Source organism: Chitinophaga fulva (assembly GCF_012927205.1).
Taxonomy (GTDB): Bacteria; Bacteroidota; Bacteroidia; order Chitinophagales; family Chitinophagaceae; genus Chitinophaga; species Chitinophaga fulva.
Genome location: NZ_JABBGC010000002.1, coordinates 881,037 through 905,795, shown reverse-complemented (window position 1 = coordinate 905,795; position 24,759 = coordinate 881,037). Strand labels below are relative to the sequence as shown.

Genomic DNA, 24,759 nt, shown 5'->3' with positions numbered 1-24,759 from the left:
AATTTTAATAGTATGGACCTTCAGTTGTCAGATAAAAATTTCTGCCTGTTTTTATTAGCCCAATTTCCCTTTGCGTCCGATCATACGTTAGAAATGACGCTGACAGACTATCTGCCGGAAAATTTTGAGATGCCGTCAGGCGAATGGCTGGATGAACTGACGGGCCAGGCAGACGTTCCATGGGACGGCTATACCTATGCACACCGACTTAATGACACGGTCACATTTTATGCGGAGTTCCATCCTCATGCAACCGTTTATTTTTTTAACGATACTTATCTGGGTAATACTGGTGGGCATTTTCATCTTTCGCTATTGAGCTGGGAGGAACTGCAGGCTATCGTGAACAATGATAAGACAGACCCGTCACTATTGTTTTGGATGCTGCTTCCTCTCGCGGCCGGAAATGAATCCGAGCAGCCCGGCATTGAGGCAGCCATCGCCAGGCACCTGAAAATGATGGAGCTGGACTTACAGGCGGACCAGTTGAGTATCATCACAAAATTTTTGACGAGTCATCTCGTTTTTTCGGAAGAGGAAAGAAACACCTTTGAGTACAAGACTGGCGTTGGACTGGTTACCCACCGTAACCACTCAGAAAGAAACTGTAATAATGACGCTGAAACGCTTATAAAGGTCAACGAAGTGATCTATTCCGCGATCAGATAATTTTGCTGTTCACCGCATAAGATAACGCCTCCACCATGTTGGTTACATTCAGGCGCTCAAAGATACGCCGGCGGTAGTATTTAACGGTATCCGGCGCCACATGAAGCCGTTTGGCGATCTGGTTGATCGTAAGCCCCTGCGCATGCAGCCGCAATACTGCTGTTTCTCTTTCCGTAAGCGTTGGTTTGTCTGACTTCCGCCAGATGTTATTCGTCAACCCCAAATCCCATACTTCATCAGACCCTTGCTTGTAAATACGGACGTTGCCGGCTGTCTGGTGATGTGAAATGGAGACAATACACATCGCCTTCCATATCTTCCCGTCGCTATTGAGGAAGAGGGGTGTCAGCTTATGGTTGACCAGGATCTGTTTGCCGTCCCGGTTAATCAGGTGAAAGTCATAGGTGATGCTGTACAGCATCTTTTCTTCCACCGGAAGCTGCTGATAGAAGTTAAATCCTGCTTCATTGAGGGTGGTCAGCAGTTCCAGGTCCTCCGGCGGAACGTGCTTAAAATAGAAGTCATATCCTGCCTGAAGGACTTCCGCTGCGGAACAGCCGCATAAAAACAGGGGATTGTCCGAGACATAATCGAAAGACATGTCCGTATAGTCGATCACGTAAAGGCTTTGATACGTCAGTCGGGCAAATGCTTTCACGACTTCGAGGTAATCTTTTGGTTGATCGGTCTCCGGGATATTACCCAGTTTGTTCTTCGTCAGCAGACCGGAATATAGGTTGTTTTTCATTTGTATACCTGAACAAGACAAATTTACACTAAAGTGTAGGCATTCATAATTTTTTTGTCTTGATTTTTGATGTAAAGATTTTTCTCCTGTATCATACCCACCAGGTGCCCGTTGTGATTAGTACAGATGATGCCGGTGTGCTCCGGACAGATCTTACCCGTCAATATGTACTGCTGGCCACCCGTTATCCTTCCCTGCATTATGCGGATATCAAACAAATGATCAGAAACGGTATTCAATATAGTTTTATACAGCCTGCTGCTCTTAAAAGGCAACAGTTGCGTCAACTGGATGCCGCACTGGCAAGGTTTGAATGGCAGGTGCTCCGGGCTCACCGGCCGGTCATAACGAAATAATGGCTACATTGCCATCCGAATGGATAATAGACTGACCGGTTTTTTTGCTGCCATGGAGCAATATGCTCCGCTTTCGGAGGATGCTAAACAGGCATTCGCCGTAGAGCTGCATTTCAGGGAGCTGAAGAAAAAAGAAGTGTATCTCTCGCAGGGAGAAATTCCGAAGAAAATAGCTTATGTCTGTAGCGGATTACTGTCGTACTATACGATACAGGAAAACGGAGATGTGGTGATCAAACGTTTTTTTGCGGAGCACTCGTTTGTGGCCTCTACAGCGGCACTGGTAAAGCAGACACCGGGTTTGTTTGCTATCGAAGCCCTGGAAGACTCCCTGTTGATAGAATTCCGGTTTGAACAGTTCAAACAGCTGATGCACCACTATACAGACATTGCTTTTTTCTGGATCAACTATCTCGAAGAAAACTGGGTAGCCAGGAAAGAAGAGCAGGAAATAACCCTGAAATACCTCACCGCCAGGGAACGTTACCTTAATTTTATTCAAAACAACCCCACGCTGGTAAACCGTCTTCGTCAACATCACATAGCCGCCTTCCTCGGTGTCACACCTACACAATTAAGCCGTATCCGTAAAGAATTGTAAAAAATTCTGCGGGCATCAACATATGTAAATGTTTATGCTGAGCAACCGTTTTAGTTTTGCCCCATGCTTTTGAGAACAGCCGGAGCCATTGCTTCGGGATGTTGTTCAACGGTACTTTTTTTATCTCTTAAAATAGAATATATGAAACACTCCGTCATCGCCCTGTTGCTGGCGTTGGTACTAACGCCTGTTGTGTATGTGAAGGCTGCTACCGTAGACACCCTTGCTGTTTTTAGTAATGCCATGGGCAAACCGGTACGCACGCTGGTAATATCTCCCAAACAATCAAAGGCGGGACAACGGTTTCCTGCGGTGTATGTGCTGCATGGGTATAGCGGCAATCCCGACCGTACTTTAAAGGAAGATATTCCGTCTTTACCCGAACTGGCTGATCAGTATGGAATCGTCTTTATTCTCCCGGACGGCGGGTTTGACAGCTGGTATATCAACAGTTCTGTTAAAAAGAACAGCCAATATGAAACCTTTGTAGGAGAGGAGTTGGTCAGCTATATCGATCAGCATTATCCTACTATCGCAGTCCGCGATCAGCGTGGTCTGATGGGCTGGAGCATGGGTGGTCACGGTGCCTTGTATGTGGGCCTGAAACACGCCGGTAGTTTTGGGGCACTGGGAAGTATGTGCGGCGCGGTGGACTTTGTTCCGTTGGTGACAGATTTCGGTATCGACAAGGTAGTGGGAGCTGACAGCACTAAATGGAAATACTATAATGTGCTGGACAATGCCAAGTATTTTGTATTCAGCCAGCAACAGCTAATGATCAGTTGCGGCGCCGCAGACCCTTTCCTGGCTTACAACCGCAGGCTGCACGAATACCTGGACCAACATCATGTGGCGCATACCTATATGGAAACAGAAGGCGCACACGATCATGCCTATTGGTCGAAAGCCGCTAAGTACCAGGTTTTATGGTTTAATTTGTTCTTTACATCGCCCCGGTAGTAGTCAGACACCAGTTCCCAAACCAGTAAAAGAAAATGCTGGTTTCCCGGTATTGTCCCGGGTGCCCTGCCAGCCTACCTTTGCTGCATTCATTCTAACCTTCAATACACATAAATGGGAACTAAAAAAGCAAAAAACATTGTTTGGGGATTGTGTCTGGCAGCCGTTGCCACTTTTACATTTACCGGTTGCAGCAAAAAAGACGATCCGCCTGCGGCTAATAAGATAACGATCAAATATACAGTTACCGCGACGGGTGTTACCGCTAATGATAACATTGATGTTATGGCGGCTGCGGGTAACCATGATGCCAGTCAATACGGCGCCTCTGTCTGGAAAATTAATGGTGTAGATCAGGGGAATGCAGACGACGTTATGATAGACGAGCAGAAATTTCTTGGAAATACTACAACCTATGTTTTTGAAACGGTGAAACCTTTTGATTTTGGTAAGTTAAGCGTGTCTGTTACGAATATGGATGGCGCTCCGATTATCTTAAGCTATAAGGCTGAAGTAAATGGCACGGTGCAAACAAATCAGCAGAATGTCTCTATTGCGGCAGGATCAGGTGCTTATACCAAGGATTTTACTTACAAAGGCCAGTAATGTTTTTCAGCGGTGTCAGCTGATCTTTATAATCGCAGATAAGTCAAGCGGTGCACGTCTGTGCACCGCTTGGTTATTTTTAGGCCGGTTGTATAGACAGCGCATGATGAAATATATTCAGCGGGTCCCATTTGGCTTTCACCTGTTGCAGCCTGGGGTAGTTGTCTTTGTAGTAAAGCGTATGCCATGGAATACCAGACTGGTTCCATGCGGGGTCGGCAAGGTCAGCGTCCGGGTGGTTGATCATGGCGCCGTCGGTTTGTTCATTAGGTACCGGTACGCCGCCGGAGCCAGGGAAAAGATCTTTATAAAAATTACGCACCCATGCAAGGCTGGGTGCTGCACCTTTCGGGTCTATCCAGCCGGTATTGCAAGCTACGTCCATAATGCAGCTTCGTTGAGCCGTGGCCGTGGCATCGGGTGCAATGGTATTTACTTTGCCGCCATAGGTGGCCATACCTAAACCGCCGCCGATAGGTACTTCTGCGGTGAGGTACCGGTAAGCCGTTGCCACCTGGCTGTCCGTTAGTGGTTGACGGAAGTAAGCATCCTTCACTTTAGCGGCTACACTGTCCAGCCCCGGCTGAAACAGTTCCGGGAACGGGTTGAGTGCAAAACGTAACCACGGACTTTCTTCTGTCTGTAATGAATATGGAACGCCAACAGGTACCGCAATATCTGCGAGGTGATTGTCTATAAGCTGATGGGCATCTGCTCCGGTAACCAGTCCTTTTATCTCCAGTTTGCCAATATTCCGATGGTTCAGGAAGAGTATACTGAACAACGGAAGGCTGGGGGAGTCCGCACCACTGTTCTGCTGACACCAGGTACCGAAGTTTTTCGTGAGACGGTTAAATGCTCCTTCATCAAACTCTTGCCAGTCCCACGATACCCTGAAGGTGGTAATAGATGCCGGTGCTTTGGGCAGCGCGGTGTAAGGGTCGTTGCCGGTGGCATGCGGGGAGCGCAACCAATAACGGGTAACGATGCCGAAGTTACCACCACCGGCGCCGGTATGTGCCCACCAAAGCTCGCGGTTGGGATCATTGGTTTCCCTGGTGGCAATCATAGCATGGGCCTTCCCCGAAGCATCGACCGTCACCACTTCCACACCATACAGGTAATCAGCTGCCAACCCATATTCCCGGCATAGGAAGCCAAACGCGCCGCCCACAACGTGTCCGCCCATGCCTATGCCCGGATGTTCTCCGGCGGGAAGTACCACGCCCCAGCCGAGGAACAGCCTGCGGTACATTTCTCCGACGGTGGCGCCGGCTTCTACCATAAAAGCAGCCCGCCCGGTATCGTAACTGATATGGGTCATCATCGACATGTCGAGCAATACCTGAACGGCGGGGTCTGACACAAAACCTTCGAGACAATGGCCACCACTGCGTACCACCAGCCGCCGCTTGCTACTCACCGCTTCCTGTACTGCTGCTGTCACTTCTGCCGTAGAAGCGGGCAAAACAATGTAATCGGGCTTTCCTGCAAAACGTTTGTTGAATCTTTTGTCTGCGAGATCGGAATAGCGTATATCCCCCGGAGTGATTTTTTCCATAGAATGAGTTTAACAAAGATATGTTTGACGCGGATGATAGCACATGGTACACATGACCATGAAATAAAGATAACAATTGCCCGAAAATTAACAAACCATTTCCCGGATATGCCCGTGACTACCTATTTTCGGGAATACGAATTATATTGCGGTGGAAAACCAATTCAACAATCCAATCGTAAAATCCAGTCTAAACCTACTTCTATGGCAAAAACCGGCGCAGAAAAAGTCGATGCATTTATGGAGAGATCCGAAAAATGGCGCGATGAGTTTGAAAAACTAAGAGAAATCCTGCTTGATTGTCAATTAACAGAAGAATTAAAATGGGGCGTTCCCTGTTACACTTACAACGACCGTAACATCGTTTTAATGCACGGGTTTAAGGAATACTGTGCTATCCTGTTCTTTAAAGGAGCCCTGATGGCCGATCCGGAAGGTATCCTGGTGATACAGTCGGAGAATGTGCAGGCTACCCGCCAGATTCGTTTTACCAATGTGCGCGAGATCGTGAAGATGACGCGTGCCCTGAAATCGTATGTGTATGAAGCGATAGAAGTAGAGAAGGCTGGCTATAGAGTGGAGTATAAAAAGACGGAAGAGTTTAACATGCCGGAAGAGTTCCAGCAGCTGCTGGATAAGAAGCCTGCGCTGAAAAAAGCGTTTGAAGCCTTAACGCCCGGCCGGCAAAGAGGTTATCTGCTGTTTTTCTCAGCCGCCAAACAATCCAAAACAAGAATATCGAGAATCGAAAAATATGTTGATCATATCCTTGATGGAAAAGGATTAAACGACTAAAGCAAAACAGCCTCCTTTATGGAGGCTGTTTTATTATCATCTTATAAGCCGATTATCTGTGTAAATCAAACCGGTCGAGGTTCATCACTTTGTCCCATGCGGCCACGAAGTCTTTCACAAATTTAGCCTGTGAGTCGGCGCTGCCATATACTTCTGCAACGGCTCTCAGTTCAGCGTTGGCGCCGAATACCAGGTCTGCACGGGTGCCTGTCCACTTCACTTTTCCGGTGCTGCGGTCGCTGCCTTCGTAAACTTCCTTGTCTGGACCGGTGGCTTTCCACACTGTTCCCATATCGAGGAGGTTGACGAAGAAGTCGTTCGTCAGCTGGCCAGGACGAGTGGTGAAGACGCCATGTTTCGAACCATCGTAGTTGATCTCCAGTCCACGCAGGCCACCCAGCAGTACGGTCAGTTCCGGAGCTGTGAGGGTGAGCAGCTGCGCTTTGTCGATCAGCAGTTCTTCTGTGGATACCGGAATTTTAGCTTTGCGGTAGTTGCGGAAGCCATCTGCAAGTGGTTCCAGGAAGCCTACTGATTCCACATCGGTTTGTTCCTGGAGAGCGTCCATGCGGCCGGGAGTAAATGGTACGGTGACTGCCTGTCCGGCGTCTTTGGCTGCTTTTTCAATGCCTGCACAACCAGCCAGTACAATGAGGTCGGCCAGCGATACTTTTTTACCGGTACCGTTGAATTCTTTCTGGATAGTTTCCAGTTTACCCAGTACTTTTTCCAGTTGAGACGGATTGTTGACCTGCCAGTACTTCTGTGGAGCCAGGCGGATGCGGGCGCCGTTAGCGCCGCCGCGTTTGTCGGAGCCACGGAAGGTAGAAGCAGAAGCCCATGCTGTAGACACCAGTTCAGATACGGTGAGGCCGGAAGCCAGGATTTTTGTTTTTAAGGCTGCGATATCTTTCTCGTCAATCAGCGGATGGTCCACTTCGGGAATAGGGTCTTGCCAAAGCAGCGCTTCTGCCGGCACATCGGCGCCGAGGTAGCGGCTGCGTGGCCCCATGTCGCGATGGGTCAGTTTAAACCATGCTCTTGCAAAAGCATCGGCCAATTCATCCGGGTGGGCGAGGAAACGCCTGGATATCTTCTCGTAAGCCGGATCAAACCGCAGGGAGAGGTCGGTGGTGAGCATGGTGGGCAGGTGCTTTTTATTGCCGTCATAAGCATCCGGGATGATGCTGTCGGCGTTTTTAGCTACCCACTGATGTGCGCCGGCCGGGCTTTTGGTGAGTTGCCATTCGTAGGCGAACAGGTTCTCCAGGAAGTTATTGCTCCACTGGGTGGGCGTCTTGGTCCATATTACTTCCAGTCCGCTGGTGATAGCGTCTGCACCTTTACCGGTACCATGACTGTTGGCCCAGCCAAGGCCCTGCAATTCCATATCGGCGGCTTCGGGTTCCTTGCCTACGTTGGTGGCAGGAGCGGCGCCGTGGGTTTTACCAAAGCTGTGGCCACCGGCAATCAGGGCAACGGTTTCTTCGTCATCCATCGCCATTCGGCCGAAAGTATCACGGATATCTTTTGCGGCAGCAATCGGGTCGGGGTTGCCATCTGGTCCTTCCGGGTTTACATAGATAAGCCCCATCTGTACGGCTGCCAGCGGTTTTTCGAGGTTACGCGAGTGAACGTCTCCATCGGGTTTTTCGTCTGTTACGGTAACGCCATGGTTCTCTGCCACGCCGGGTGAACCGTGGGCATAACGGATGTCGCCGCCAAGCCAGTTCCTTTCTGAGCCCCAGTATACGGATTCATCCGGCTCCCATGCATCTTCACGTCCGCCGGCAAAACCAAATGTTTTGAAGCCCATAGACTCCAGCGCTACGTTGCCGGTAAGGATCAGGAGGTCGGCCCATGAAAGTTTACGGCCGTATTTCTGTTTGATGGGCCACAGCAGCCTGCGTGCTTTGTCAAGGCTCACATTGTCGGGCCAGCTGTTCAGCGGCGCAAACCGTTGCAGCCCTGCACCCGCACCGCCACGGCCATCACCTACACGATAGGTGCCGGCACTATGCCATGCCATACGAATGAACAATGGACCATAGTGTCCGAAGTCTGCCGGCCACCAATCCTGAGAATCGGTCATCAGCGCATGAAGGTCTTTTTTTACAGCTTCCAGGTCAAGGCTCTTGAAAGCTTCGGCATAGTTGAAATCCTTATCCATCGGATCGGATAAAGCCGAGTTTTGACGAAGTATGCTTACTTTCAACTGATTGGGCCACCAGTCAGGGTTTCTGGTGCCGCCACCGCCAACATTGTGCTTCATTGTGCCATTATGAAATGGGCATTTACTGATGTCTTTTACTTCATTTTCCATTTGTTTCAATTTTGGGTATGGAAGGAATATGTGCTTACACCGGTAAGGGTGTGGTCTGTAAAAGTAAGGGTAACAGGGATATAGAAAAAATCAATTAGTTCTATAATCTAATAGCTAAAAACTATTCGTAGGACAAGCTGTCGGTAATGGACCATCTATATAAAGTGTATATAAACCGCTCAACGCCACGATTTCCGGGTTCTACTTCTAATATACTAAATTTCAGTTTATTCCCCGCTGTTGTAAAGTAAGGCGCTTCCTCTTTTTGATGCAGCAATGGCTGCTGCGCTATAGGTCAGCATCTGATCTTCATAATTTAATAATGTGTCGATTAATGGTAGTCCACTATCGACAGCCTTTTTCAGGTGTGCGGTCAGCGCGGCGGCATCGCGCAACGCTGTATTGGCGCCCAGTCCGGCGGCAGGACTCATAGTATGAATGGCATCGCCCATTACAGTCACCGGAGCATGGCCTGCCCGCCGCCCCTGTACGGAATGCCTTACAGGAACAATAGCACTGGCGGTAACGGCAGCACCGCTGAACAATGGGCTCAACACGGCAGGAAACGTTTTCGTGGCCTGCGCAATAGCTTCCTGCAGCTCAGGAACAGACAACTTCAGTGACTGGTCTTGTTGCATCCCGAAACTGCTGCGCTGCCCAATCAGCGCCCAGTAGAGATAATCTTCCGGCGGCATCACCACGGTATCATAGACCCGGTTGAACGCCATCACATCAATGATGCCCGCTATATTCTCCCCGAAAATAACACTGGTGCCCTGTTGGAGCAGCTGCCGGCGTTGCTCGTCCCACTGCACTTTGCCATAGATGCACACATTGCCGGTATCATGTAAACCGGTGCCGGGGAAACAGCTGATCGTGAGGGCAGAGGCGGCGCCGTTGGCAATGACCAACAAATCTGCCGTAACGGTTTCTCCGTCTGCAAAAATGCACTGTATGCTCTGGTCCGGCAGCAGGCTGTATCCCGTAAGGTCTTTATCAAACACCACATGATCTTCGATGCCGGTGATCAGCACGCACCGTAAGGTGTGACGGTCCGCTTTCAGGTCGGCGGGTATTTCCCGTTCATCTTTAATCCATTGGTCTACCCACTTGTTCTCCAGTGCCTGCATCCGCGTATCCAGGGTATACACCGGCGCGGGTAGCGCAGCGCTGTTTTCAAATGCGGTATACAGATCGGCCGGGAGACAGGCGGACAGCGACTGCTGGCCGGCATAGTCTATCCGGATACGGTAGCCTTGTGTTCTGCTGTTAAAGGCGGCGTCTTTTTCGTATACTGTAAAGTCGATACCGGCTTTCTTTAAGCCTTGTGCCAGGCAAAGGCCTCCGAGGCCGGCTCCTGCAATTATTACTTTCATTGCCATGGTTGTATATTTTGCCTGCAAAGCTCCGGTACAAACCGGTCGCAAAAAATGGACAAACAGGGGGATGCCTGGTACTATTTTCGGGATTGGGCGCGGAACTGCTGTGGGGTGATGCCCGTTTTTTTCCGGAACAACCGGGAGAAGTAGGCGTGGTCTTCATATCCCAGCCCGTGTGCTATTTCTTTGATGGTGTCATCGGTGTGGTACAGGCGGCGCCTGGCTTCCAGCATCAGTTGCTCGTGTATCCAGTGGTTAACGGTAAAGCCGGATTGTGCGGTGACTGTTTCGCTGAGATAGGTGGCTGAAATATGCAGCGCTGCCGCATAGGCCGACGGCGTTCTTAATGTAAGGTAATTGTTCACCAGCAAAGCCCTGAACTGCCGCATGATAGTTTCCGGCCTGCTGCTATGGCTGTTGGTCTGTTTGCTGTCCCTGAAGGCGCCGGTGAAAATGCCGGTACAGATATCGATGCCACCGTTCAGCAGCTGTTGACGGAAAGGCAGGTGGGCCGGTTGTTCCAGTAACCGTTCCAGCAATTGTAACCCTTGCACGAGTATGCCGGTGGCGGATGTATCAGGGGAGAGCGGCTGCTGCATACCATTTACCGCTTCCAGCGCACTGCTGTAAATAGCTGGTATCAGCTCCGGGGCGAGGGATAACGCTGTCGCCTGTACGTGATCTGCATGAATACAGGCATGTACCTGTCCCGGATATACGTAGATAATTTCTCCCTGTCTGATCTCATACTGCTCAAAGTCGATCATAAAGCGGCAACTGCCGCCTTCCACCAGCAGAAAAAGGTAGTGATCATCCCGGTGGGCTTCAGGTTGATAAATATCTCCTGCACTGGCAGCCCGCAACTGCCGTATGGCAATACCTTCCCCATGGGCCGTTTCCAGTGTATGTATGGGTATGACCGTTTTTTTGCGCCCCATCGCCAAACGTTTTACAGGCGCAAGATCTGCTTTTTTTGTTGACTTCCTTTCGGTGTTTTTTCTATATTTACCGGCAATTCCACCATAATACCTCCCGGACGATGAAAAAGTTGATCCTCTTTTGTTCCCTGATTTTCGTGGCCCGATTGACATGGGCGCAAACCGGCATACAATTCTTTAAAGGCTCCTGGAAAGAAGTACAGGAAGCAGCCCGCCAACAGCAGAAGATGATATTTGTGGATGTATATACCGAATGGTGCGGCCCCTGCAAATACATGGACAAGGAAGTTTTTACCGATGCAGCCGTGGCCCGGAAATACGCGGCCCATTTTATTGCCTACAAACTGGACGCTGAAAAAGGAGAGGGCGTAGAGTTGTCCCGGAAGTATAACGTTGGCGCCTATCCGACTTTTCTGTTCCTGAACAGTGGCGGGTATACCGTGCATAAAGTGACTGGCGAAAGAGAGAAGGACCCTTTCATTGGGCTGGCCGACGCTGCGGTACAGGCGGGCGCTGATAAAAACAATCCCGGGAACCAGGAAAAGTTGTTTGCCGAAGGGGACCGTGATCCACGGTTCCTGCTGCGTTATCTCCATCGCCTTGCGGAGGCTGACCTGGATAATAGCGAAGTGCTGGACGCGTATTTTAAAACCATCCCTTCGCATGTGCTGGAAGATGACAGTACTTTACTGTTTTTAGCCCGGCATGTTAATGGAACACGCACCGCGGCCATGGTATACCTGATGGATCACTATAAACAACTCAGTGATACTTCCAAAGAAAAGGTAACCAGCCGTCTCTTTGAAAAACTGGTGAGAAACGGCGCAGGGCTGGCGTTAAAAGAGAAGCGACTGCTGGAATACAATGCCCTGCGGGCATTCGGACGGCAGTTGACCGGCCTTAATGCTGGGCAACAGGCTTTCCTTAACCGCCTCGATCTCCTGTATAGTGGCCTCACGAGAGATGATGACTTGCTGAAGAAAGCCGGGTACATCATGGCAGCGCGGCCTTTTGCCGTTGCCATTGATTCCATTCGTTCGGAAGATAAACGACGCTATGATAGAATTATGCAGCCTTTTTTAAGCGGCGAGAAAGACAGCACTAAAATGCCGGGCTTTGCAGAAGAGAAAAAAATCATCACCCAGGTGTATTCGAGGGAAATCAGTGAACAGCTGTACATCGCCGCGCAAGCTTTTGCTCAATTGCCATCTTCGGAAAACAAAGCATTGGCAGATGCCCTGCTTTGGGCGAAACGCTGTGAGGCATTGATGCCGGGAACAAAACCATTTGTAGATCTGATAAAGGAATTGGAAAAGAAAAAGAGATAAATTTGAAAAACCGTTATTCAATCATACGACCATGCAAAAAGAGTTAACCACACTGGATCAATACCTGTCACAATTAAGACCGGAGCTTTACACCCACCTGAATGCCCCGCTGACGGAAGAAGCGATAGCGGCATTGGAAAAGACATACGCCATTACATTGCCCGAAGACCTTAAGGCCCTTTATCAATGGAAGAACGGGCAACGGGATGACTGCTACGAGACGTTTATCAATAACTCAGGATTCCTGCCGCTGCAGGAGGCACTGGAAGTGGCAAAAGAAATGACCGGCATGATAGGCTATGATTTTGAGGTGGAGAACTGGTGGCATGCCGCCTGGATTCCCATTTTCCATAACGGAGGCGGTGACTATATCTGTTATGATACCGGCGGGCTTTTCACTGGTACGAAAGGGCAACTGCTGGAGTTCTGGCACCGGGACAGCGACCGGAACGTGATCGCTCCCGGCCTGGAGAGCTTTTTACAGGCCATCAATCAATACTACGCAGAAACGGCCCCTGCCTCTTTTGACGAATTCTTTACGTTGGAAAAATATGCAAAAGGTTATCCCAAAAAGTTTTATGTAAAATAGATGAGCGAAGTTATCCTGCACTGTATGATTTAACATTCCATTAAAGGAGTGGTCTTTAACTTGGGTACAAATCCTCGTTTATGCTTGCACGTTTTACCCGCTGCCTGACGCTGTTTTGTTGTCTCTATGTTCCTGCGTTTTCCCAGCAATTTGAGCCGGTAGTGATAGATTCCACCGCTTCTTCCACAGGTTATTATATCGCATTGCGGCCTGGATTTGGTCCGGTTCAGGGCGTCATGGTGCTGATGCCTGGTTTCAATGATCCTCCGGAAGCGGTATTTGCCGCCAGTAAATTACAGAACATCGCATGGACCAATGATATATTGACCATCGCGGTAGGCGGAGGGCCAAACGCTATACTGACGGAGGAGTTACAGCAACGGCTCAACGCTGTTTTGAAAGATGTGGTACAACGGTTTAAGGTAGACCCGGACCGGTTTGTCATTGGTGGATTCTCCGCCGGAGGCTCACTGGCATTACGGTACACGGAATTGTGCAGGGAGAAGCCGACAGCCTTCCCTGTGCAGCCACAGGCGGTTTTTTCGGTAGATGGCCCGGTTGATATCCTTGATCTTTTACAGCGATACGATAAATTCATCAAAAGAGATTTCAGCGCCAGGAGTACTAATGAAGGAAAGATGATTAAAAAAATGCTGGCGGATCAATTAGGCGAACTGCCCGCCAGCTTACCGCGATACGTGGCGGCTTCCCCGTTTTATATGGGCAGCGAAGCGCCGGGCAATGAACGTTTTCTGCAACAGGTGGCTGTCAGGAGTTACCATGACGTGGACATGCAATGGCAAATAAAAGAAAGACGCAACAGTCTTTATGATATCAACGCAGCCGCAGCTTCTGAAATGATCAGCCGCCTGCAGCAACAGGGCAACGAGGAAGCAGAACTGATACAGGCTAAATACGCTGGTCGCAATGCCAACGGAGAGCGTAATCCCCATTCCTGGTCCATCGTGGATGAAACGGAACTGGTGCAGTGGGTAAGGCGTAAACTACGCTTCCTTCCGGAAAATGTTCCGGGCAACTACCAGATGGGAACACCAGCCGGATGGGCCGTGGAAAGGATGAAGTTTCCCATAGATTTTGCGCCGTCCATCCATTACCAGGGATATGAAGACCTGCGCTTTTTGCCGGGCTGGGGAGACCAGAAAAGTGAAGAATACTGGAGCTATTGTTTCCTGTGGTGGCTGGAAGGAAAACCACAGCTGGACAAAGCTACGCTTGAATCTTATTTAAAAGCATATTACGAAGGACTGGTTGGCCGTAATATTGGTCCCCGGAAGATTCCGGCAGATAAAGTAGTGCCGGTGAAAGTGCAGCTGACGCCCATAAAAAGTACTCCCGGAGAAGCACAAACGTTCAATGGAGAAATTGATATGCTGGACTACATGGCGGTACAACCCATACGGCTACACGTCACGCTGCATGTGAAAGACTGTCCGGCAGCTCAACGGAAGGCGCTGTTCGTGGAACTGTCGCCCCGGCCGGCCGGACATGCGGTATGGCAACAGATGGACCAGTTATGGAAGACATTTGAATGCGGTAAATAGCTATTCAAAATCGTAACCACGATGCCGGGACATCAGACGGTGATTCGTCCGCTGCTGGAAAACTGCCTGTACGCCCTGGTTTTCGGGATAAAAAAGGATAGTGAATTGTATGAGGCCCATGCAGATATCCTGATTGTATGCCACAGCGGAGGAGCTGTTACAGCTCGATCAGGCACTGTATGGGCACAGGTTGTTGGGTAAGGCGGCACTCACGGCCACGTATACACCGGTAAAGGAACCATCATCCTGCGATGCAATACCGATACCGGTGATATGGAGAAAATAGGAGATGATATCCTCCGGGCCCTTTACCGGGAATAATAATTTACAGTTCAATATTATATAAAAAATCCAGTTGACGCTTTGTTGTGCCGGCCGGCATGTTGCGCACCATAAAATTCCTGAATGCTACTGCTATGGCCCCTTGCCAGTTGGTGAGCAGTGCCAGCTGCCAGGATATGCGCACAATCTTATGGGCACGTGCCATCCGCCTGGATGCATAGTGCTGGAAGGCGGCTTCAGGTGCGCTGTGACGGGAGAGGCTGTCGGCTAGTGCGTAAGCGTCTTCGATAGCCTGACTGGCACCCTGGCCCAGATTAGGGGTGGTGGCATGAGCGGCGTCGCCCAGTAATACCACACGTCCTTTGTGCCAGTTTTTGGTTGGCGCCAGGTCATAAAGGTCAGAGCGGATCAGTTTTGAAGCATCGATGCGGGCCACTACTTCCTTCATATGTCCGCTGAAGCTGGCCAGTTCCCGTTGTATTAGTGCTAACGCCTCTTCATTAGTCAGTGGCGTGCCTTCCGGAAATCTCCTGGTGAACCAGAAATATACCTGGTCCCCACCTACATGCATAAACGAAGCCCTGACGCCATTGCCCCGGCCGCCCCATACTTCGGAAGTGACTATACGCTCTGCTGCGGGAAGGTCCATGGTAACAGTCGTGCGCCAGCAGGTTTGGCCGGAGTAGCGGTAACCCTGGCTGCCGATATAATGCTCACGTACGGCAGATCGTATGCCGTCGGCTGCAATCAGGATGTCGCCTTTGGCTTCGCTGCCATCATCAAACCGGGCGATGATACCTCCCTGCGTCTCTGTTACGGCAATACACTTTTTCCCGGTTCTGACAGGCTCGTCCAGGTATCCCAGCAATGCGGCCTGAAGGGTAGCCCGGTGTATAGGCACGCTGCGGGAACCATACTGTTGCTGCAGCAGGTTGTTGTCTATCTGTTGCAGGATTTTCCCTTTGTAATCTTTTATATACAGCTGCTCCAGATGCCCGCCCTGTGATGTCAATGCATCTGCTATGCCCAGCTGTTGATATACTTTCATGGCGTTGGCTCCCAACAGGATGCCGGCACCCACCGCTTTGTATTCCGGGGCAGCTTCATATACCTCATATTGCCAGCCCCGTTGCTGCAAGGCAATGGCGGTCGTGAGGCCGCCTATGCCGCCACCGATGATGATTGCTTTCATAAAATGTAAATTTAGGTCAAATGTACTAATTTTTCTGAAAACAATACAAAGATCAAGTCGAAAAGTTGGGGGATGGAGTAAAAACACATTGCCTGGCGACAGAAATGAGAAAGGAGTGTTTTCCTGGATATATCGCCATGGTACATACAGCACGCCTATAGTAACCCAGGGGTAAAGGTGGACTTGATGCGGGAGTGTTCTTTGGATGTATAGTTTTAATGAAATATAACAGGAAGGATGGAGAAGATGCAGGACATGCATGTAAAGGCAGACCGTAGATTAAGCCTGCGGATAATAGGTTGGAGTAGGTAGTTCAAAGGGAGTTCTGTTTATTCATCAGTATACAGTTGGTAGGCAGGAAAATGGCTTATTCCCGCTGAATGACAGGGAGCAGGAGTGGCACTGATGCAGCGGCAGGTATTTTTTCTGACTGCAGTTTTAACCGGTGGAGTTCCGGACAGATCTGTTTGTGCGGGACCTCCGGCAGGGGTTGTGGCGGATCTGCTGCAATAATATCAGCGGCGAAGTATTTCGTGTTGCAGGAAGGAACATGGTCCTGTATACCTCTTACCTGTAGAACAACGATCAATGTTCCTTTACCCGGTACATCCACATTACATGCTGCTCCTTTAAAATCTTCTCCGGTTTTTACTGTGAGTACAGCGCTTTCTGTACCTGCTACCTGGTGTGTAGCGAAATGGATACGGGCAGCGATCACCTTTATTTCCAGGCTGTTGATGCCTTTGTATGCAGGTAATGCCTGTGGCGGAATGTACAGGATACCGTCATGGGAAAGCCTGGGTGCATGGATGAGAAACCTGTCTGTCCCCGTATGCCGGTTGAACCTGAAGCCGGTAATGCTCCTGATGTTATTACCGGTGGCGGGAATGAGTGCGCTGGTTAACCTGTTGATATGCCCGCTATCGCAACCAGCATCCAACCTGCCGGAGAAAGCACTGCGGATGAGCGCTCCTTTTTTGCTGGCCATGCCAAATCGTTGAGCAGCCCTGCGGGTAGCTGCCGTCTGCCGGACGTATGAAGGCATGCTTCGCAGGAAGTGTTTGCCATTACGCCTGTAACCGATCAGGTTGCCGAGCCTGCCGGTGAAGGTGATGATAGAAATCTGTTTTGCCATAACGAATGATACTGATGATAGCTAAAGATAGCATTATCAGCAAAAGCCATTTGATGGCTATACTGAAAATTATCCAATAGTAGGGCCTGGCTGCAGGGAAAATATTCAGGCGGAGTGCATCAGGCATTAGATATCCGTTAAAGCCGGGTAAACCAGGGTTAGAAAATTTTGAAAATACACAACAAGAAAACAGATACACCGCTTTTCGGCCCCCAACTTTTCAACTAAACTGACAGTAAAAGGGGGAGCATGAATTTCATGCTCCCCCTTTTACTACTAACGACACCTGCCTTATTGGATGGCTTTTAAGCGGTAGTACGGTAATTCTTTTGAGATCTCAAAGCCCAGTTGTTGTGCCAGCTTACGTGAACCGGCATTGCTACCGCGACAGGCCCATATGGGCTCGAGGCCTCTATCAAGGCAGTAGTCGATCAATCCGGCACAGGCGTGGTAAGCCAGGCCTTTTCCCCGGAAGGGCGCACAGGTTTCAATGCCTATCTCCAGCACCTCATGGTTGATAAAAGCCGCGAAGGCGAGAGAAGCGAGGGCGTTATCGTAATACACACTGTAACCAATACTTTGGCTGACAAACTCGTCGGCACTATTCCAGAAATGCGCTGGGATAACGGTCCCGGTCATGCTCTCAAAAGCGGTGCGGGTCACCGTTTTGATCTGTATGGGTGCATCTGCGGGCGCCTGTTTGCGGAGCTCGCGATATTTGTCTGCATTGAATTTGAAATTGAGCCGCGTATCCCGTTCCACATGGGCAACAGGCTGCTGTTGTTCATCTCTGAAAAGCGTGTCCAGTACGAAGTCCCAGCTGCCCGGGAATGCCTGTAACCATTCTTCTCCTTGTCGCGCTCCCTGAACATTGGCTGCATAGTCTTTGAGCCGCTGGTGAAAATCCTCATCGCTGCTGTCTCCCCACAACAGTGACATCCCATAGGGATGCACAATGTAAAAAGCGTTGGGATGCGCGGGGTTGTCCGTATATACTTTCCCGTTAACCTTGCCATCTACTACTGCCTGTGCAAAAAGAGTGTTGATGGGAGCGGATTTCAGCGCTGTTGTCAGCTGATGGTACGCGGTTGGGTCTAATGGTGTCATGGCTTCAAAAACTGGTTCATTGCAAGTATACGGATAAATATACCAGCGGCGGTAGTCCGATGCGAGGAAGCAGGGTAGTCCGGTCAATGGGAGAGGGCAGCCTGTATCTGCGTCAGTACGGCGGCTTGTTGTGTTTTAATGGCAGCGGTGATGCTATTGATATTTTCCGTATATCCTTCAAAGTGATGATCAATATCGAAATACCGGATAGCTGTTTGCTGCGCGGAAACCTCCTGTATCAATAGTTTCAACGGTACCTCCATCACCGCAGCGGCATCCTCTTCCCGGAGCGCATGCAGGTAAGAAGGGTGAAAGAAAAACAGTTGCCGCGTACCGGGGATGTGATAGCCGTGTCCTGCCAATATCTGTTGTGGATTGATTTCGTGCAATAACAGCCAGCCATTATCTGTGATGGCTGTTTTGGCGGTCGCCAGCACGGTGTCGAACGGTTGGTCGAGCAGTAGGGTATGGTATTCGTTTTTCATCTCTCTAAAAAATAATTGTAGATAAAATTATTTGTAATGATAGTAATTTTTTCAACTGTTTAACCACAGTTTGATCAGCTCGAATTTTTTTGTTGTCCGGTTCCGGACAACGGTCGTTCAGATGTGGACAGGCATTAGGCCCCGCGAATGCGGGAAAATGGCGGTAACAGCGTATCTTCAGGAAGCGGCAGTATTCTTGTTGCCCGATAGTTCAAATGATCACCGCCATGTTAAGGAATTATTGCAAGATCGCCTGGCGTAACCTGTTACGCAACCCGGGATATTCCTTTATCAATATCTTCGGCCTGGCCACAGGGCTGGCCTGTTTTATCCTGATACTGCTGTTTGTTCAGCACGAATGGTCATTTGACCGTTTCCATGCCAAGGCCGACGGGATTTTCCGCGTGATACAACAACGCCCCATCTCCAAAGGGCAGGACTACTGGTCCACTACTTCTCCGGCGCTGGCGGGAGCACTGCTCCGGGAGTTTCCGGAAGTGAAGGCGGCTACTACAGTGGAACCTGCCTTTAACCCGCTGCTGAGCGTTGGCGACCGGCATTTTAAGGAACAGGGTATTTTCGCAGACACGGCGTTTCTGGATATATTCACTTTCCCATTCTTACAGGGCGATCCCGCAACAGCGCTGAAAATGCCCAACGGTATTGTACTGACGGCATCTATGGCGCGCAGGATATTCGGGGAGCAGGACCCTATGGGAAAAACACTGTTGTATCAGCATGATCAGGCCCATATCGTCACCGGTATCATGGCCGATGTGCCCGAGGCATCCCATCTTCAGTTTCAATATATCCTTCCTGTCACTGCCGATCCTCATTACGTCGATTGCTCCGTGAAAGACCCCTGGATGAACAACGGCATATACACCTATGCCATACTGGCCAATCCGGCGGACGCGCCGCAACTGGAGCAGAAACTGCGCACCTACATCGATGAGCATCTGTCCCGCTGGCGGCCGGAAGACCGCCTCCGCTTCCTGTTGCAGCCGCTGAAAGACATCCATCTGAAATCACAGCACCTCGATACGTTTGAATTTGAAAAAAGCGGCAGTGATAAATCTGTATACCTGTTTCTGGGCATCGGTTTTATTATCCTGCTGCTGGCTTGTGTAAACTATACCAATCTCGCCGTGGCCCGCTCTGCCCGCAGGGCGCAGGAAATAGGAATGCGCAAGGTGGCAGGTGCTATGCGTGGTCAACTAATGGCCCAGTTCCTGGGTGAATCCCTGATCATGACGGTACTGTCGCTGGTACTGGCATTGGGATTGGTGCATCTGTTGCTGCCATTTTTCAGTCAGCTGATGGACCGTTCCCTTCACATGGATTATTTCGGCAATCCCTTCCTGGTACCGGGATTACTGTTGCTTGTACTGCTGGTAAGCTTGTTGTCCGGCAGTTATCCCGCTTTCCTGATGACAGCATTGCGTCCGGCGCAGGTGCTCAAAGGCAAACAGGGTATCCGCACTGGTGGTTTTTCCCTGCAACGGGTATTGATCGTGGGCCAGTATGCTGTTTCCATCATACTGGTGGCCGGGAGTTTCATTATTTACCGGCAGATGCAGCTGGTGCAACATCAAAACCTGGGATACAACAGGGAGCAGGTATTGGCCATCCGGGTAAACGATGAAATGGTGAGCCGTAACTACAGTACGCTTCGCAAAGAGCTGCTCAGTCATCCCGGCATTCTTTCCATGAGTTATTCGCTGTATCTCCCCACCGCATTCATTACCAACCAGAGCATGCTGAACTGGCCCGGCAACAGCGGGGAAAGACTGGCCACCCGTACCACCGGCATCGATTATGATTTTCTGAATGTATATGGACTCAGTACTGTAGCAGGCCGTGGCTTCTCCCGTGATTTCGGTACGGACACGCTCGGTGCACCCATCGCCCTGATCAATGAAACGGCGGTCAAAGCCCTCGGCTGGACACCGGAAGAGGCGCTGGGCAAATCATTCGATTATTCAGACGGCCACGGAAAAAGAACGATTATCGGCGTGGTGCATGACTTCCATTTTAATTCCATTCACCATGTGCCCGGACCGCTGGTGCTTACGCTCGACCAGGCGCCTACAGGATATATTTCTGCACGAGTACGGCCGGAAGACCTGCCACGCACCATCGCGCTTTTTGAGCAGGCTATCAAACGATATACGCCTTATCCGTTTGAATACCAGTTCCTGGATGACAATTTCGATCAGCTTTATAAAAAAGAAACCCGGCTGGGTAAAATGTTTGGCGGGTTCACGTTACTGGCCATTATGATCGCTTCCCTCGGATTATTCGGACTGGCAGCGTACACCACAGAGCAACGCCGTAAGGAAATCGGTGTGCGGAAAGTGCTGGGCGCCACCGTGACCAACATCGTGGGACTGCTAAGTAAAGACTATATCAAACTGGTTTTCTTTGGCTTTATCATCGCGGTGCCGGCGGCCTGGTACATCATGGACAAGTGGCTGGAAGACTTTGTATACCGCATACAAATACAATGGTGGATGCTGGCGCTCGCGGGTTTGCTGGCGTTGATCATCGCACTGCTGACAGTGAGTTATCAGTCTGTGAAAGCCGCTTTGATGAACCCTGTAAAATCACTGAAAGCAGAATAGTCATCACAATATGATAAACATTTTTTCATCACATTAAAATCGCCAAAGTTGGCGGTAATAAGTTATCTTGGCGGAACAATCTGCAGCCATGAACACGCAACCATTCCTTATCACCGCCCTGTCTAATTTTAAAGAGCGTGGCAAATTTTCTTATTCCGCATATATGGACAGAGGTTTGAACCCTTCTGATGATGAAACCCGAGACGGACTTGAAAGATTCTTTAACCATTTCGCTGATCAGCTGATGATGGCAGCCAAACAAGGCGGCACCGAAAAAGATTACAAAAGACTGTTGATGGATGCGCTTAAAATGCTGAATAAAAATGTTTTCGATACGGAAGACCGCGAATTTATCTGCGACACTTTTGATGAACTGGCTGGTATTGTAAGAGTTGACCTTAAAGATGAGTTGAATAAATGGCTCTACGGCAGTTTTTTAGTCAGCATGATGAAAGTGGTTGATTTTATAAAAGGAAAGAAAAAGGAAAAAGTCCTGGAAATCCGGTCAGAGGCCTGTACTGGCTGTAGTCAGCCACTGGAGGCACTTGTGCTGGAGAAACAACAGGGGATACCGGACACGGACTGGTGGATTGTTCAATGCAATTCCTGCCGGGAATATAACCTGTTTTCTATTGGGCCGAATATAAAAGAACTTCGTTTCAACGGTTTTCACCAGGTGGAAAGTTTGCCCCGGCGTGAGTTCACCGAAGAACAAGCATTCATCAGGCTGGAGCAAATTAAATATTTCAGACAACGATGAAGCCAATGCCTCATCGTTGCCTGGTTTTTTCTTCAAAGAGGACTTCGGCTACCTGCCAGGCGAGTTAAAGCGTTGATATATTTTTGTCAGAATTACCCCTTAAGGAAGGCAATTTAGCAGCTGCTGTGGAATGAACAGGATGGATACCTTTGTATCGTTATCTTTATATCAACTCCAAAAACCGATACTATGGAACATGCTGATTTTACGGTTACCATGCTGGTAGACCAGACGCCCCATGAAGTGTTTAATGCCGTCAATAATGTCCGCGGCTGGTGGTCGGAAACGCTGGAAGGCGACACCCATCACGCGCAGGATGAATTTGTTTACCGCTACAAAGATCTCCATTACAGTAAACATCGGTTGACTGAAGTGGTGCCGGATAAAAAAGTAGTGTGGCTGATAACAGACAGCCGGCTGACTTTCCTCAAGGATAACCCCAACGAATGGACTGGCACTACGGTCAGCTTTGACATCACCCCGAAAAATGGTCAGACGGAGCTCCGGTTTATCCACCACGGACTGGTACCGGAAATTGAATGCTATGATGCCTGTTCCAATGCATGGAGCAGGTACCTGAACAGCCTGCATAGCCTGATCACCACCGGCAAAGGACAACCCGATACAAAAGAATAGTATTTGCAGAAGTACAAAAAATACGATATTCGTTCCTGTTTGTTAACAGGAACAAATGTCATTTATGGAAATAACGATCACTGATAACCGCTTCACCCTGAACGGTGTGGAGATGCACTTCCCACTGGATATCGAACAATTAAAAACACTGTTGGGAGAATCCCGGCATGTGGAAAAAAAATACAATCATATCTACACCTGGGATACGCTGGGCGTTCTGGCCTATTCAAAAAACGGCCGTCAAGTGGAAGGGTTCTCCCTCGACTATATATCCGGTTTCCTGGATTTTTCCCCGGCTTCTGTTTTTGTGGACACCTTTACGATCAACGGGATGGACTACCGGGCCTACATTGATAAAAATATAAAATCAGCCAGGAAGGTCAACAAATGGGATGAAGGTGGAACGCTGACCATTGGTGGTTTGGATGTGTGGGTAGATATGGAAGACAATGGGCTGAAGGGTGTTGTTATCAGTCGAAATGAGCCACCAGCGCCTAAAGTGTACTCCGATAAGTACAAATACCAGCCCATTACGGGAGAGAAAATTGAGTTCACGGATTTTAACTTCAAACTGGCTGTGATACAGGAGTTGATGTACAATAAAGAACTGCTGAAGCCTGCATTTGACCTGTATGATTTTGTGGAGAACCATGCCGGCCGGGAGATAGATGTGGAAGAAGAAGGGTACGAATTTATACCAGAGGTCACTGCTTACTTTGAAGCATTGGAGATCGATAAAAAATATGCTACGGAGATTACAGAGATTTCGCAGGATGGTGGAGATGATATATACCTCCACCTGTTGCGGTTCTGGGATGGGGAAGATGATACCTTCAATATCCGGGATTTTGAAGATGTCAGACATTTCCCCAACCTGAAGCGTATGAATATTTTTCATGCCGATAACCTGGCAGACATACAGGCGCAGCTGGCCGAAAAAGGGATCACGGTGGAATCCATTTAAGTCTCCCTGTTAATCCCGCAATGCTTTTACCGGGTTGATGGTAGCGGTTTTGATGGTCTGATAACCTAAGGTCAGGCATTGTACGTTTCCGGGCAGGGAAATCGCTGCTAGTGCTGCGTTGTCCATTGTTTCAGCCGGGCATCCGCATCAAACCGGAAAGGAGCGTCAGCATGTTCCTGCATGAAAGCCTTGCATTCGTTTAATTCGGCTATGATCCATTGCCGCAGGGGCACTGGTTCCTCAGCTGACCAGGGCCGATACTGGTAATCTTTTCCATCATGGCTGATGATAAACTGCATCCGGTCTTCCTTACTTTGCTGCGTATAGCCTTGTACGGTATAATACGGGAAATCCGGTGTAGGCCTGTCCGTTATTTCGAACTGTAACAGGTGATCTTTCCGGGGGCCGTCTTCATAGTGGTTAACGAGGTTGATATCGTTGATCACATCCAGCTGTTGCAGGCTGTCGACGATTTTTTGCTCGGTGGCATTGTACTGGAATGGGTACGGATAGTATTGGTTGTCGTTTTTGTAATCCTTTGCATGCTGCTGTGCACCGGGGTTTACCCGTTCTCCTTTTTTGTTGATCAGGTAGCTGACAGCTTTACCGGATGCTGCCGATATATACCAGTGTTCTCCACCGGCTTCATATTTTTTTTGCCATCCGCCTTCATATACCGTGGCATAACCATAGTTGAATGGAGTAGCAAAGTCCCACTTTGCCGGAATTATCTTGTGGCCGCTTTTATCCGCAAACCCTACTTTGCCATTCTCCACATAACGGCGCAGTCCTTCTTCCCAGTAGTCGGGGCCATTGTCGTACATCAGCGGGTAATAAAGGAATTTTCCCTTCCTGTTAAATACTTCGCCGCACGGAACAGCCGGTGACAGCTTTGGCGTTTTTACAGGAGTAGATACGTCATAGAACTCTACTGTAGGGCCGGTAATGGGCTGCTCAAAGTCGTAATTGATAGCGCCGGAAAATTTAGCCGGAATGATAATCTTTCCCAGATCGTTTTTTACGCCAACATGAGCACTGTCGGTCGTCGGGAAGTAATACAGTTTATTCTGGGCACAAACAGCTACAGTAGCGCATAACAGGCCGAGGGTCACAACACTCTTTCTCATTTTCTTTTTTCTGGTTTTTCAGTTGAAAAAAT

At 49.4% G+C, this 24,759-nt stretch carries 24 protein-coding genes; 13 read left to right on the top strand and 11 right to left on the bottom strand.

All coding sequences use genetic code 11. The features are described 5' to 3' along the window. Window positions 1-12 precede the first annotated feature (12 nt). On the top strand, window positions 13-669 hold the full coding sequence (locus HHL17_RS20240) for an Imm19 family immunity protein (protein ID WP_169226608.1): 657 nt from the start codon (window positions 13-15) through the stop codon (window positions 667-669). Here the strand turns inward: HHL17_RS20240 and HHL17_RS20235 are convergent. After that, window positions 662-1,417: a response regulator transcription factor gene (locus HHL17_RS20235; RefSeq protein WP_169226607.1), complete on the bottom strand. Its 756-nt coding sequence runs from the start codon at window positions 1,415-1,417 to the stop codon at window positions 662-664. The genes HHL17_RS20240 and HHL17_RS20235 overlap by 8 nt on opposite strands. Window positions 1,418-1,476: 59 nt before the next feature. On the opposite strand from HHL17_RS20235, the gene HHL17_RS20230 reads away from it, so the two are divergent. From HHL17_RS20230 to HHL17_RS20215, 4 genes are all read left to right on the top strand, one after another. Then, window positions 1,477-1,773, top strand: a complete 297-nt coding sequence (locus HHL17_RS20230) for an amidohydrolase family protein (protein WP_206156106.1) — start codon at window positions 1,477-1,479, stop codon at window positions 1,771-1,773. A gap of 19 nt (window positions 1,774-1,792) precedes the next feature. Continuing rightward, entirely contained in the window at window positions 1,793-2,374 is a 582-nt protein-coding gene (locus HHL17_RS20225) for a Crp/Fnr family transcriptional regulator (RefSeq protein WP_206156105.1), read from the top strand. Between the two features lie 141 nt (window positions 2,375-2,515). Beyond that, window positions 2,516-3,334: an alpha/beta hydrolase gene (locus HHL17_RS20220; RefSeq protein ID WP_169226606.1), complete on the top strand. Its 819-nt coding sequence runs from the start codon at window positions 2,516-2,518 to the stop codon at window positions 3,332-3,334. A gap of 114 nt (window positions 3,335-3,448) precedes the next feature. Further along, window positions 3,449-3,940: a hypothetical protein gene (locus HHL17_RS20215; protein WP_169226605.1), complete on the top strand. Its 492-nt coding sequence runs from the start codon at window positions 3,449-3,451 to the stop codon at window positions 3,938-3,940. Between the two features lie 79 nt (window positions 3,941-4,019). On the opposite strand, the gene HHL17_RS20210 is transcribed toward HHL17_RS20215, so the two are convergent. After that, the gene (locus HHL17_RS20210) at window positions 4,020-5,501 is read right to left on the bottom strand and encodes an FAD-dependent oxidoreductase (protein ID WP_169226604.1); all 1,482 of its coding nucleotides are present in this window, start codon (window positions 5,499-5,501) and stop codon (window positions 4,020-4,022) included. A gap of 204 nt (window positions 5,502-5,705) precedes the next feature. On the opposite strand from HHL17_RS20210, the gene HHL17_RS20205 reads away from it, so the two are divergent. After that, complete coding sequence (locus tag HHL17_RS20205; protein WP_169226603.1) at window positions 5,706-6,296, top strand: YdeI/OmpD-associated family protein; 591 nt, start codon at window positions 5,706-5,708, stop codon at window positions 6,294-6,296. Between the two features lie 52 nt (window positions 6,297-6,348). Here HHL17_RS20205 and katG read toward each other — a convergent pair whose 3' ends face one another. The 3 genes from katG to HHL17_RS20190 all read right to left on the bottom strand — a co-directional run bounded on the left by katG (window position 6,349) and on the right by HHL17_RS20190 (window position 10,936). Further along, window positions 6,349-8,619 (bottom strand): catalase/peroxidase HPI, encoded by a 2,271-nt coding sequence (gene katG / locus HHL17_RS20200; protein ID WP_169226602.1) that lies wholly within the window; start codon window positions 8,617-8,619, stop codon window positions 6,349-6,351. Window positions 8,620-8,846: 227 nt separating this feature from the next. After that, on the bottom strand, window positions 8,847-10,001 hold the full coding sequence (locus tag HHL17_RS20195; protein ID WP_169226601.1) for an FAD-dependent oxidoreductase: 1,155 nt from the start codon (window positions 9,999-10,001) through the stop codon (window positions 8,847-8,849). Window positions 10,002-10,075: 74 nt separating this feature from the next. Next, entirely contained in the window at window positions 10,076-10,936 is an 861-nt protein-coding gene (locus HHL17_RS20190; protein ID WP_169226600.1) for a helix-turn-helix domain-containing protein, read from the bottom strand. Between the two features lie 101 nt (window positions 10,937-11,037). Here HHL17_RS20190 and HHL17_RS20185 point away from each other — a divergent pair, with 101 nt between their 5' ends. The 3 genes from HHL17_RS20185 to HHL17_RS20175 all read left to right on the top strand — a co-directional run bounded on the left by HHL17_RS20185 (window position 11,038) and on the right by HHL17_RS20175 (window position 14,415). Next, on the top strand, window positions 11,038-12,264 hold the full coding sequence (locus HHL17_RS20185) for a thioredoxin family protein (protein ID WP_169226599.1): 1,227 nt from the start codon (window positions 11,038-11,040) through the stop codon (window positions 12,262-12,264). 31 nt (window positions 12,265-12,295) lie between these two features. Further along, on the top strand, window positions 12,296-12,853 hold the full coding sequence (locus HHL17_RS20180) for an SMI1/KNR4 family protein (protein ID WP_169226598.1): 558 nt from the start codon (window positions 12,296-12,298) through the stop codon (window positions 12,851-12,853). A gap of 80 nt (window positions 12,854-12,933) precedes the next feature. Continuing rightward, window positions 12,934-14,415 (top strand): dienelactone hydrolase family protein, encoded by a 1,482-nt coding sequence (locus tag HHL17_RS20175; protein WP_169226597.1) that lies wholly within the window; start codon window positions 12,934-12,936, stop codon window positions 14,413-14,415. Window positions 14,416-14,583: 168 nt separating this feature from the next. On the opposite strand, the gene HHL17_RS20170 is transcribed toward HHL17_RS20175, so the two are convergent. The 5 genes from HHL17_RS20170 to HHL17_RS20150 form a co-directional block, all read right to left on the bottom strand. Then, window positions 14,584-14,751, bottom strand: coding sequence for a hypothetical protein (locus tag HHL17_RS20170; protein WP_169226596.1), 168 nt, complete (start codon window positions 14,749-14,751; stop codon window positions 14,584-14,586). Beyond that, complete coding sequence (locus HHL17_RS20165; protein ID WP_169226595.1) at window positions 14,741-15,889, bottom strand: FAD-dependent monooxygenase; 1,149 nt, start codon at window positions 15,887-15,889, stop codon at window positions 14,741-14,743. The genes HHL17_RS20170 and HHL17_RS20165 overlap by 11 nt, the downstream gene beginning before the upstream one ends. Before the next feature lie 367 nt (window positions 15,890-16,256). Then, on the bottom strand, window positions 16,257-17,024 hold the full coding sequence (locus HHL17_RS20160) for a hypothetical protein (protein ID WP_206156104.1): 768 nt from the start codon (window positions 17,022-17,024) through the stop codon (window positions 16,257-16,259). Window positions 17,025-17,315: 291 nt separating this feature from the next. Beyond that, window positions 17,316-18,131: a GNAT family N-acetyltransferase gene (locus HHL17_RS20155; RefSeq protein ID WP_169226594.1), complete on the bottom strand. Its 816-nt coding sequence runs from the start codon at window positions 18,129-18,131 to the stop codon at window positions 17,316-17,318. A gap of 83 nt (window positions 18,132-18,214) precedes the next feature. Continuing rightward, complete coding sequence (locus HHL17_RS20150) at window positions 18,215-18,616, bottom strand: DUF302 domain-containing protein (protein ID WP_169226593.1); 402 nt, start codon at window positions 18,614-18,616, stop codon at window positions 18,215-18,217. Window positions 18,617-18,843: 227 nt separating this feature from the next. On the opposite strand from HHL17_RS20150, the gene HHL17_RS20145 reads away from it, so the two are divergent. The 4 genes from HHL17_RS20145 to HHL17_RS20130 all read left to right on the top strand — a co-directional run bounded on the left by HHL17_RS20145 (window position 18,844) and on the right by HHL17_RS20130 (window position 23,600). Beyond that, complete coding sequence (locus HHL17_RS20145; RefSeq protein ID WP_169226592.1) at window positions 18,844-21,240, top strand: ABC transporter permease; 2,397 nt, start codon at window positions 18,844-18,846, stop codon at window positions 21,238-21,240. An 88-nt stretch (window positions 21,241-21,328) separates the two neighbouring features. After that, complete coding sequence (locus tag HHL17_RS20140; protein ID WP_169226591.1) at window positions 21,329-22,000, top strand: DUF4844 domain-containing protein; 672 nt, start codon at window positions 21,329-21,331, stop codon at window positions 21,998-22,000. Window positions 22,001-22,189: 189 nt separating this feature from the next. Beyond that, the gene (locus HHL17_RS20135) at window positions 22,190-22,636 is read left to right on the top strand and encodes an SRPBCC family protein (protein ID WP_169226590.1); all 447 of its coding nucleotides are present in this window, start codon (window positions 22,190-22,192) and stop codon (window positions 22,634-22,636) included. A 64-nt stretch (window positions 22,637-22,700) separates the two neighbouring features. After that, window positions 22,701-23,600 (top strand): DUF6892 domain-containing protein, encoded by a 900-nt coding sequence (locus HHL17_RS20130; RefSeq protein WP_169226589.1) that lies wholly within the window; start codon window positions 22,701-22,703, stop codon window positions 23,598-23,600. A 107-nt stretch (window positions 23,601-23,707) separates the two neighbouring features. On the opposite strand, the gene HHL17_RS20125 is transcribed toward HHL17_RS20130, so the two are convergent. Next, complete coding sequence (locus tag HHL17_RS20125) at window positions 23,708-24,727, bottom strand: WG repeat-containing protein (protein ID WP_169226588.1); 1,020 nt, start codon at window positions 24,725-24,727, stop codon at window positions 23,708-23,710. Window positions 24,728-24,759 lie beyond the last annotated feature (32 nt).

What these genes read in the sequence shown, in the direction of transcription:
- HHL17_RS20240 (WP_169226608.1), top strand. Translation starts at nt 13, where the DNA reads ATGGACCTTCAGTTGTCAGATAAAAATTTCTGCCTGTTTTTATTAGCC.
- HHL17_RS20235 (WP_169226607.1), bottom strand. Translation starts at nt 1,417, where the DNA reads ATGAAAAACAACCTATATTCCGGTCTGCTGACGAAGAACAAACTGGGT.
- HHL17_RS20225 (WP_206156105.1), top strand. Translation starts at nt 1,793, where the DNA reads ATGGATAATAGACTGACCGGTTTTTTTGCTGCCATGGAGCAATATGCT.
- HHL17_RS20220 (WP_169226606.1), top strand. Translation starts at nt 2,516, where the DNA reads ATGAAACACTCCGTCATCGCCCTGTTGCTGGCGTTGGTACTAACGCCT.
- HHL17_RS20215 (WP_169226605.1), top strand. Translation starts at nt 3,449, where the DNA reads ATGGGAACTAAAAAAGCAAAAAACATTGTTTGGGGATTGTGTCTGGCA.
- HHL17_RS20210 (WP_169226604.1), bottom strand. Translation starts at nt 5,501, where the DNA reads ATGGAAAAAATCACTCCGGGGGATATACGCTATTCCGATCTCGCAGAC.
- HHL17_RS20205 (WP_169226603.1), top strand. Translation starts at nt 5,706, where the DNA reads ATGGCAAAAACCGGCGCAGAAAAAGTCGATGCATTTATGGAGAGATCC.
- katG (WP_169226602.1), bottom strand. Translation starts at nt 8,619, where the DNA reads ATGGAAAATGAAGTAAAAGACATCAGTAAATGCCCATTTCATAATGGC.
- HHL17_RS20195 (WP_169226601.1), bottom strand. Translation starts at nt 10,001, where the DNA reads ATGGCAATGAAAGTAATAATTGCAGGAGCCGGCCTCGGAGGCCTTTGC.
- HHL17_RS20190 (WP_169226600.1), bottom strand. Translation starts at nt 10,936, where the DNA reads ATGGGGCGCAAAAAAACGGTCATACCCATACATACACTGGAAACGGCC.
- HHL17_RS20185 (WP_169226599.1), top strand. Translation starts at nt 11,038, where the DNA reads ATGAAAAAGTTGATCCTCTTTTGTTCCCTGATTTTCGTGGCCCGATTG.
- HHL17_RS20180 (WP_169226598.1), top strand. Translation starts at nt 12,296, where the DNA reads ATGCAAAAAGAGTTAACCACACTGGATCAATACCTGTCACAATTAAGA.
- HHL17_RS20175 (WP_169226597.1), top strand. Translation starts at nt 12,934, where the DNA reads ATGCTTGCACGTTTTACCCGCTGCCTGACGCTGTTTTGTTGTCTCTAT.
- HHL17_RS20165 (WP_169226595.1), bottom strand. Translation starts at nt 15,889, where the DNA reads ATGAAAGCAATCATCATCGGTGGCGGCATAGGCGGCCTCACGACCGCC.
- HHL17_RS20160 (WP_206156104.1), bottom strand. Translation starts at nt 17,024, where the DNA reads ATGGCAAAACAGATTTCTATCATCACCTTCACCGGCAGGCTCGGCAAC.
- HHL17_RS20155 (WP_169226594.1), bottom strand. Translation starts at nt 18,131, where the DNA reads ATGACACCATTAGACCCAACCGCGTACCATCAGCTGACAACAGCGCTG.
- HHL17_RS20150 (WP_169226593.1), bottom strand. Translation starts at nt 18,616, where the DNA reads ATGAAAAACGAATACCATACCCTACTGCTCGACCAACCGTTCGACACC.
- HHL17_RS20145 (WP_169226592.1), top strand. Translation starts at nt 18,844, where the DNA reads ATGTTAAGGAATTATTGCAAGATCGCCTGGCGTAACCTGTTACGCAAC.
- HHL17_RS20140 (WP_169226591.1), top strand. Translation starts at nt 21,329, where the DNA reads ATGAACACGCAACCATTCCTTATCACCGCCCTGTCTAATTTTAAAGAG.
- HHL17_RS20135 (WP_169226590.1), top strand. Translation starts at nt 22,190, where the DNA reads ATGGAACATGCTGATTTTACGGTTACCATGCTGGTAGACCAGACGCCC.
- HHL17_RS20130 (WP_169226589.1), top strand. Translation starts at nt 22,701, where the DNA reads ATGGAAATAACGATCACTGATAACCGCTTCACCCTGAACGGTGTGGAG.
- HHL17_RS20125 (WP_169226588.1), bottom strand. Translation starts at nt 24,727, where the DNA reads ATGAGAAAGAGTGTTGTGACCCTCGGCCTGTTATGCGCTACTGTAGCT.